The organism is uncultured Adlercreutzia sp., assembly GCA_910585575.1.
Taxonomy (GTDB): domain Bacteria; phylum Actinomycetota; class Coriobacteriia; order Coriobacteriales; family Eggerthellaceae; genus Adlercreutzia.
In genome coordinates, this window is sequence record CAJUFS010000084.1 from 1 (window position 1) to 8854 (window position 8854).

The 8854-nt window shown below is 63.9% G+C and carries 6 protein-coding genes; 4 read left to right on the top strand and 2 right to left on the bottom strand.

The window, feature by feature from the left end; translation table 11 throughout:
• Positions 1-387 (top strand): response regulator (locus QZ307_RS09820; protein WP_295999379.1); only part of this gene is annotated, 387 nt, incomplete at its 5' end.
• Positions 388-565: 178 nt separating this feature from the next.
• On the opposite strand, the gene QZ307_RS09825 is transcribed toward QZ307_RS09820, so the two are convergent.
• Entirely contained in the window at positions 566-2905 is a 2340-nt protein-coding gene (locus QZ307_RS09825; protein WP_295999381.1) for an ATP-binding protein, read from the bottom strand.
• Between the two features lie 197 nt (positions 2906-3102).
• Here QZ307_RS09825 and QZ307_RS09830 point away from each other — a divergent pair, with 197 nt between their 5' ends.
• The 3 genes from QZ307_RS09830 (at position 3103) to QZ307_RS09840 (ending at position 6967) form a co-directional block, all read left to right on the top strand.
• On the top strand, positions 3103-4476 hold the full coding sequence (locus QZ307_RS09830) for an MFS transporter (protein ID WP_295999384.1): 1374 nt from the start codon (positions 3103-3105) through the stop codon (positions 4474-4476).
• A 130-nt stretch (positions 4477-4606) separates the two neighbouring features.
• Positions 4607-5863, top strand: a complete 1257-nt coding sequence (locus QZ307_RS09835) for a chloride channel protein (RefSeq protein WP_295999387.1) — start codon at positions 4607-4609, stop codon at positions 5861-5863.
• A gap of 102 nt (positions 5864-5965) precedes the next feature.
• A complete protein-coding gene (locus tag QZ307_RS09840; protein ID WP_295999389.1) occupies positions 5966-6967 on the top strand; it encodes a hypothetical protein in 1002 nt (333 codons plus the stop codon).
• 130 nt (positions 6968-7097) lie between these two features.
• Here QZ307_RS09840 and QZ307_RS09845 read toward each other — a convergent pair whose 3' ends face one another.
• Positions 7098-8582 (bottom strand): ATP-binding cassette domain-containing protein, encoded by a 1485-nt coding sequence (locus QZ307_RS09845; RefSeq protein WP_295999392.1) that lies wholly within the window; start codon positions 8580-8582, stop codon positions 7098-7100.
• Positions 8583-8854: the final 272 nt, after the last annotated feature.

Consider the following 8854-nt stretch of genomic DNA (forward strand, 5'->3'; position numbering starts at 1 on the left):
GAGGGCCGTCGCGTCCTGCTCACCGAGGACAACATGATGGCCGCGGCCATTGCCGAGGAGCTGATCGGCATGACCGGCGCGGCCGTGGAGCACGCCGAGAACGGCAAGCTGGCTCTGGACATGCTGCTCGAGCGTGATCCGGGCTACTACGACATCGTGCTCATGGACATCCAGATGCCGGTCATGAACGGCTACGAGGCCGCCACGGCCATTCGTGCCGAGGCCGGCGGCCGTCCCGATCTGGGCGACATTCCCATCGTGGCCCTTTCCGCCGACGCCTTCGCCGAGGACATCCGCCACGCCCATGCCTCGGGTATGAACGACCACATGTCCAAGCCCCTGGAAATCGAGACCCTGGTGCGCATGCTCCAGAAGTGGATGCACTAGCACGCAACTGTTCACTTGCTGCAAAGCGACGCCCCCGCCGGCTTCAAGCTGGCGGGGGCGTTTTTGTTGGAACGACGCGGAGAAGGAGCACGTGAGAGTTGCGTAGATGCAAGCCGAACTGCCCGATGGCGTCCGGGCCCGACCGCCACAGCCGTGGGGCCGCGGTGCGGCGCCTCCCCTAGCCCAGAGACGTTCCCTGGCGCCCGCGGCCGCGCAGGCAATCGCGCAGGATGAGCAGCAGCTTGCGCGTATCGAGCGGCTTGGTCACATGGGCCGTCATGCCGGCCTCGCGGGCGCGGCGCTGACCCTCTTCGAAGGCGTCGGCCGTGGCGGCAATGATGGGCAGGTCCTTCACGTCGGGGCGCGGCAGGGCGCGGATGGCCCGCGTAGCGCCGTCACCGGTCATGCGCGGCATGCGCATGTCCATGATGATCACGTCGTAGTGGCCGATGGCCGTGTCCTCCACGGCCTGCACCGCCTCGTCGCCGTCGCCGGCCATTTCCACAATGAAGCCGTGGTCCAGCAGAATGGCACCCAGGATCTCGCGCGAGAGCTCGTCGTCGTCAACCACCAGCGCCCGGAAGCCCTCGAAACGCAGCAGGCGCACGTCCTCCTCCGGCACGGCGTCGACGGCGCGCTCGTGGAATTCCTTGTCCAGCTTTAGCGGCAGGGTAATGTCGAACTCGCTTCCCTTCCGCAGCTCGCTTGTCACCTTCACGGTGCCGCCCAAAAGATCGATGAGGTTCTTCGCGATGGTCATGCCCAGACCCGTGCCCTCTTCAGTGCGGGCTCGGCTGGCGGCATCGCGCTCGAAAGGCATGAAGATGCGCTCGACGAAGGCCGGCGACATGCCGCAACCCGTGTCGCGCACCACCACGCGGAACATGGCCACCCCGTGAGGCGCCACATCGCCTTCGGTCAGTTCCACCTCCACGCGACCGCCGGCATCGGTGTACTTCAGGGCGTTGCCGATGGTGTTCACCAGAATTTGGTTGATGCGCAGCTGATCGCCCAGCACGCGCGCATCGCGCACGCCATCGGTGCGGACGGTGAAGTCGATATCCTTCTCCAGGGCCTGGCTCGAGAAAACTCCCTGCAAGTCCTCCATAAGCTGCACCACGTCGAGCGGCTGCTCCTTGAGCACCACCCTCCCGCTTTCGATGCGGCTCACGTCCAGAATGTCGTTGATCAGCTCAAGCAAGTGATCGCCCGAGACGATGATCTTCTCCAGACTGTTGCGCACCAGATCCTGCTCATCGACATGGTCGAGCGCTCGATGGGAGAAGCCCAGGATGGAGTTGAGCGGCGTGCGGAAATCGTGGGAGATGTTGGTCAGGAAGGTGGTCTTGGCCTCGCTGGCATGCTCGGCCAGCGTCAGGGCCGTCTGGAGCGCTTCCTTCTGATCGAGCTGATCCTTCACTTCCTCGTTGATGTTGCGGGCCGCTAGCACCACTTCATCGGTGGTTCCTGAAAGACGCAGCAGACGCAGCTCGATGTACTGCTCTTCACCCTGGTACAGGCGCCGACAGCTAAGCGAGAAATCTGCCTGGTGCTCGTCGAGGAAGGCGCGCACCGATGCGGGACTCAGTCGCGTGCGCACGCTGTAGCGATCGCTCTCGGCAATGTAGTTGTCGCAGTAGTGTTCCAGCCACGCCCGGTAGGAGCGATCATCGCCGATGAGGCTGGCGAAGAATCGCGCCACATCGTTGCGCAGCAGATATGGAACGATGGTATCGGCCTTGGCGTTGACCAAGTACAGGGCGAAGTACTCCGAGCTGAGGCTCTCGATGATCTCGGAGCGACGCGCGCTTTTCTCCTCCACCTCTTTGAGCAAGGTGATGTCCTCCAGAAAACCCGTGGCGAAGCGCGCCGTGGCCTCGCCGGGCGACATGCTCAAACGGATCCAACGCCCGTCTTTCAGCTGCCCTTCGCACAGCATCCGCCCGTGTTCGCTGTTGAAGTTCACGATGCCGTCGTAGACCATCTGAGCCGTGGCCTCGTCGATGAAGGCATCGGCAAAATCGCGCACATCCAAATAGCCCGAGGCCATGCGGCAGCACTCTTGAGCCGGCTCGGTAAGCAGCAGCAAATGCGTGCGCGCCTCGTAGAAGAACATGCCCGCCGACACGCTTTCCAGGGCGGTGTGAGTATGCGTCATCCACGAGGTGATGTCCTGCACCTCGTAGCCGCAATAGCCCCGAACAATGGGGAAAATGGATACATGCTGGAAGGTGCGGTACTCCACCGACACCGTTTCAAACTCGACGGCCTCGTCGTCATAGGCGGCGCGGTAGTAGAACTCGAGCCACGCACGATCGCCGTCGGGCCAAATCTCGTAGACGTTCTTACCGCGCAAATCGGCGGGAGCGGCATCGGCCGTGGCGGCCATGGCGGCATTCAAGTACTCGATGGTAACGTCGGCAGGATTGCCCGCCGCATCCAAGTGAACTTGGGCAATGCCAAAGGGTTGCGTGCTGCGGTCGAAGATCTGCTCGCAGCAGTGTAAGATCTCGTTCATACCCTTTCTCCCTGGTCGAGCCGAACTGCGCATCGAACAGCGCTCAACCTAGACGCGCTGTCGAGAGTGACTTCTATTTTATCGCAACGGCTGACGGACAGACAACGCTTCGCAAACCGAATGCGATCAGCGAAAATTCTGTTGACCGCCCGGTGCCATACTCCTGGTAACACCGACGGCAAAACCAAGGAGCACCCATGGGCGACAAAGGCAAACGCACCCTGAGCAGCGCCACCGTATCGCTCATCGTGTTGGTGGCGGTCACGTTCTTCACCGCCCTGTACATGAAGGGCCTCAACAGCGGCATCCCGCTCTACTACGATAGCATCGGCTATTCGGCCACCATCGGTGGCACCTTCGTGGCGGTCTTTACGCTGGCAAGCACGGTCATGCGTCTGGTGGGCGGTCAGGTAACCGATCATTTTCCCCACTACAAGGTGCTGCTGGGCAGCCTGGCCGGCTTGGGGCTGGGCGTGGCCATTCCCGCGCTGTGGGACAACTTCTACGTGGTCATGGGCGCCCGCGTGCTGCAGGGCGCCAGCTTCGCTCTGGCCACCAACGTCATGACCGTGGCCGTCATGGGCTCGGCCTCGAAGAAACACCTGGGACGGCGCGTGGGCATCAAAGGCGCCGGCACCTCGCTGGGCACCATGTTGGGCGCCCTGGTGGCCACCTGGCTTTTGGATAGCGCCGGCTACCAGGGGTTCTACCTGTTCTACGCTGGCTTGATGGTAGTGGCCATCGCCGCCGTGGTCATCCTGCATCGTAGCGAGGCCGCCCGGGCGAAGCGGCTGGGAGCGGCAGACGAGGCCGACCGCAAGAGCGTGGCCGGCGCCGAGGAGGAAGGCGCGCACGGCGCAGCAGCCGCCGAGGCAACGACATCCAGCCATGACGGCGCGACCGGCACCGCCGCAGCGCCTATGGCAAGCGCGGCCGCCCGCTCCCGCACTACTCGCCCCGCAAAGCCCTCGTTCAAGCAGCGGGTGCATGCATTCATCGCCCCTTACCTGTTCCCGCAAGTGGCTCCCTACCTGGCTATTTCCTTTGCGCGCCGCGTGCCCAAGGGGTTGTGCATCTCCTTTGTGCTGGTGTTCGCCAAGCACGCTGGCATTGCCATGGGCGCCGCCTTCTTCATTGCCGCCGGTGCCACGACGCTTGTCTGCCGCCTGTGCGGCGGGAAGCTCTTCGACAGCAATAAAACCTGGCTTTTGTGGCCGCTGCTTTCCGTGCAGATTATCGGGTTCGCCATCTTGGCGATCGCCCCCTCCTTCGCCACCTTGCTGGTAGCCGCTGTGGGCTACGGCATCTCGGTGGGCACGTCCTCGCCTTTCGTGAAAACCATCACCGCAAAGGCCACGCCGAAGGAGCATTGGGGCGTGGTGAACGGCGAAGTGTACTTCTTCGGAGATATGGGTAAGGCCACCGGCGCTTTCGTCGGCGGTCTCATCATCGACGCCACCGCAAAAACCCTCCTCCCCGAAATTGCCCTCGGCTTCGCACTGTTCACCAGCGCCGTAACGGGCATCGCCCTGCTGGTCGGCCATCACCTGCAAGCCAAGAAAACCGCCTAGGTCACCTTCGACGGTAAGCCGAGCGGCTGCGTAGACCGCTTGCAGCTGCCAGTCGAACGTGCCGCAGGCCGCGTTCGGTATAATTGCCCTATTGCCACCCACCCCTGGCCGCCCCGCTGAAAGGACATCCATGGCGAAGAAAGTCCTGTTCGCGCTTTTCACCATTGCCTTCGGCGCCTTCGCTGGGGCCTTTGCCTGGGGCTTCTTCTTTCTTATGAACACGGGCATTGCTCTCCTTTGGGAAGCGGCGCCCAACGCACTGGCGGCGCAGGGGCTGCCGGCGGTTTTCTATCCCCTTGTCTTCTGCACCATCGGCGGCGTGGTCATCGGGCTTTTCGCGAAGAAGTTCGGGCCTTACCCGGCTGACATGAACACCGTGATGGCCTCGGTGAAGCAGACGGGCCGTTACGAATACGACCATATGGGCGCCTCTTTTTTCGGAGCCTTGCTGCCGCTGCTGTTCGGCGGCTCCATTGGGCCGGAGGCGGGGATGACTGGCGTCATTGCGGGCCTGTGCACCTGGGTGGGCGATCGCCTGCGCTTCGTCGGTGCCGAAATGCGCGAGCTGGCCGAGGCCAGCTGCGCCGCAGTGATTGCCGCCATTTTCGCAACGCCGTTGTTTGGCCTGATGGTGCCCGCCGTCGGTGCCGCCGACGACTCGGACGGCCCGCGCCGCATCAGCGAGGTTCGTCTGGACGTGGCCAAGCCGCTGAAGATTGCCGCGTACGTCCTGGCCGTAGCGGGCGCCCTGGGCGCCATGGCCCTGCTGGGGCACTGGTTCGGCGCGGGCGGCGGCCTGCCGCACTTTTCCGAGATTGCCTTCGGTGCCGCCGAACTTGCGTGGGCGCTTCCGCTCATGGCCGTCGGCACGATGGCCGGCTGGCTCTACTTCCCCGCCGGCGCCGCTGCCCGCGCCCTGGCCACGCGCCTGGGGAACCGCCCCATAGCGAAGGCGGTTACGGCCGGGGTTCTTCTTGGCGCCGTGGGCACGGCGCTGCCCTTCGCCCTGTTTGCCGGAGAGGCCCAAACCGAGCAGCTGGCACTCATCTGGACCACCATCGGCGCCGGTGTGCTGCTGGCCACGGGCTTTGCCAAGGTCATCGTCACGCAGTTCTGCCTCAACCTGGGATGGCGCGGCGGCCACTTCTTCCCGCTTATCTTCGCGGGCATCGCCCTTGGCTACGGTCTGGCCACCCTAACGGGCATTGACTCCGTCTTCGCCCTGTGCGCGGTGACGGGCGCGCTCATGGGCGCGGTGATGCGACAGCCCCTTATGACGGCCGTCCTGCTTTTCCTAGTGTTTCCCCTGGCTGGCGCTCCCGTACTGCTAGTGGCCGCCGCCCTGGGCTCGCTTGTGCCCGTACCGCACCGCTGGCTGGGGAAGTAGCGGCCTTCGTTATCGCTGGGAAACAGGATGCCCGGCCGCCCCAGCGGCTGCCCCCGCTCCCCCTATACTGAAACGCGACACCCCCGAGCGGAAGGACGCGTCATGGACAACGAGCGCTTGAGCACCCAGCTGGTACGGGACGACCGCGTAGTGCGGGAAAACCGCACGGTGCAAGAGGACCGCGTGGTGCGCGAAGATCGGGAACTGACCGTGTGGGAGCCCGTCGAGCGCCCCTTGAAGGAGAAGGCCATCATCGCCGGCATTTTGGCCGCCATCGCCCTGGTGTCTCTGATCTTCCTGGCGAATCTTGCCTCCTCCCCCGAAACCTATCAGGGCATTTACACCACCCTTGACGAGAAGAAGCTGAACGTCATGGGCCTGGCAACGACCACCACAGCCGCCTCGGCCGCCATCTCGGCGCTGCCCAACGACACCGGCACTCCCATTGCCGACAAATTAGTGGACTTCAGCTCCTACCTCATGATCATCCTTGCCGTCATTTACCTGGAGAAATTCCTGCTCACCACTTTGGGGTTCCTCTCCTTCGGCATTCTTATTCCCGTGGCCTGCGTGCTGTTCGCCATAGCGGTTTTCCAGCGACAGGGCACGCTGGTGAAAATCAACCTGCAAAAACTCGGTACCAAGCTGACCGCCTTCGGACTGGCTTTGTTCCTGGTGGTGCCCGTAAGCGTGTGGCTGACGAACAACATTGATGCCACCTACGAGGAATCGCTGGCCGCCTCCAACGCCGCTGCCCAAGAGGCCACCGAGCAGCTGCAGGAAAATACCCAGCAGGAACCCCAGGAAGACCCGGGGCTGCTGGGAGGCATTGCCAACGCGGTGCAGGACGGCATCGACAATCTGACCCAAGGGGCCCAGCAGGCCCTGGACAGCCTGGGCAATCAGCTCAACACCATGATCGACACCATGGCGGTCATGATTGTCACCTCCTGCCTGGTGCCCTTGCTGGTGCTCATCTTGTTCCTGCAGCTGGTGAAGATCATCACCGGGCTGGACTTCGGCGGCGCCACAGCCGTCATGGGCATGGCGCGCACCAAGGGCCGCGCCGTCGCCACCTCCCTGCGCCGTTCGGGTCAGCGATAGGTCGGGGGCGCCCGCGCTGGTGTGCTCGCGCCGCGAGCTGGTACCCTGCGTCGCTACGCCGCCGAGCGAGCGACCCCCTCACGCCGCGAGCCGACATCCCATAGCGCTGCGCTGCCGATAGGCCAACCGCTCACACCACAAGCCGGCATCGCGACCCCTTGCGCTCGATGCGCCAATGGCGGCCCTCAAGGGAATCCTGCAGGGACTCGTCATGGGTCACCAGCAGAAACGCTCCGGGAAACTCCTCGAGTAGCGCCGCAAGCGCATCGATGGAGCCCATGTCCAGGTGATTCGTCGGCTCATCGAGGACCAACAAGTTCGGGTTCTCCACCAGCTGTTCGGCCAAAAGCAGCTTCTTGAGCTCTCCCGGGCTGATGTCGGCGCCGTCCACCAAGCGCTCGGGATCGGAGTTCAGGCCGCCCACAATGGCCAGGACGCGACCCCGGTCGGCGGGAGCAAGCTGCGCCAGCTTGGCGAGCGCCTCCGCACGGACAGCGTCGCTTACCTCTTGGGGCACGTAGGCCGTCTTCACGCCCTCATGACAACGCGAGAGCAACTGGTGCACCAGCAGGCTTTTACCGTTCCCGTTATCGCCGGTAAGTACCACATGATCAGTGGGACCGATCCACAACTCCGGCACGTCGAGCGTGAAGTCGCCCGCGGACAACGCCCCCGTCTCCTGGTGTATCAGCGTCTTCGCGGATGCCGCTTCGCCATAGGATCGGAACCGACCGGCGTAGCGCTTCTCTACGGTTGCGGCCTGCAGAGCCTCGTCGGCCTTCGCCACGCGGCCGGCCATGGACGCCGAGAGCTTGGCGGCCACGCCGTCCTTGCCAGACACGATGGCGCGTCCGAGCCGCTCGCGCCCATCGCTGTCGTGCTTGTCCAACTTGCGGGCGCTGCGTTTTGCCTGACTGCGATCGGCCTCCACGCGACGCCGCGTCGCCTCCGCCTCCAAGCGCCGCTTCTCACGCTTGGCCTTCTCCCGTTCGCGCAGAGCCGCGTTGCGCTCCTGCCCCGCTTGCCCCGCTGCCTGGCTATAGGTGCCGGGGCGCAGCGTGAAACAACCACCGGCAAACAGGAGGCACTGCGAGACCAGGGCATCGAGCAGCGTGCGATCATGGGAGATGAGCAGCCCGATGCCCGAAAAAGACGCCAACGCCTTGGTCACCTGATGGCGGGTCGTCGCATCCAGGTCATTCGTAGGCTCGTCCATGACCAGGACATCCGGACGACGCCACAGCGCACAGCCTATCTGGATGCGCTTCTGCTGGCCGCCGGAAAGCGTATCGTAGCGCCAGAGCCATTCGTCTTCGATGCCCAACACGCGCCGCAACTCTTGCGCCTCGCGCCCCCAATCGGCAGCGAAATCCTCCAACTCGTTGGGCACCATCGATGAATCTTGCTGGCAGTACACCGAGAAAAGCTTCGGCGCCACCGTGCCGCTATCGGGGCGCACCAAACCGCAGGCCAGCCGTGCGAGCGTGGTTTTGCCGCAGCCGTTGTCCCCCACAATGCCGGTCCAGCCCTGCGGAAACGTGGCCGCCACCGGCCCTACGGCGGGGTTCGATGCGCCGGGATAGGTATATGTGATGTTGGTAAGATTCAGTTGCATGGCAGTCCTCCTTCGCAGGAGGCCGCGCGGGCACGGGCAAAGGTAGAGTTCACCGTTAACGACAGCGGGCAAAAGCGCCCTTCGCAGGCACATCAGAAAGCTTGTCCATCGGGACGAAAGCGGTACCATCGGCGAACCAGAGAACGCAGCAATGCAGCACCCAGCGCGACCAGGGATAATCGGTCAGAATGAGGGTGCCCTTCAGGGCATTGCTACATCTTCAACGCACTGCACCTTTCTCGAGGCGTCGCTTGCCAAAGGCTCCGCCGAAA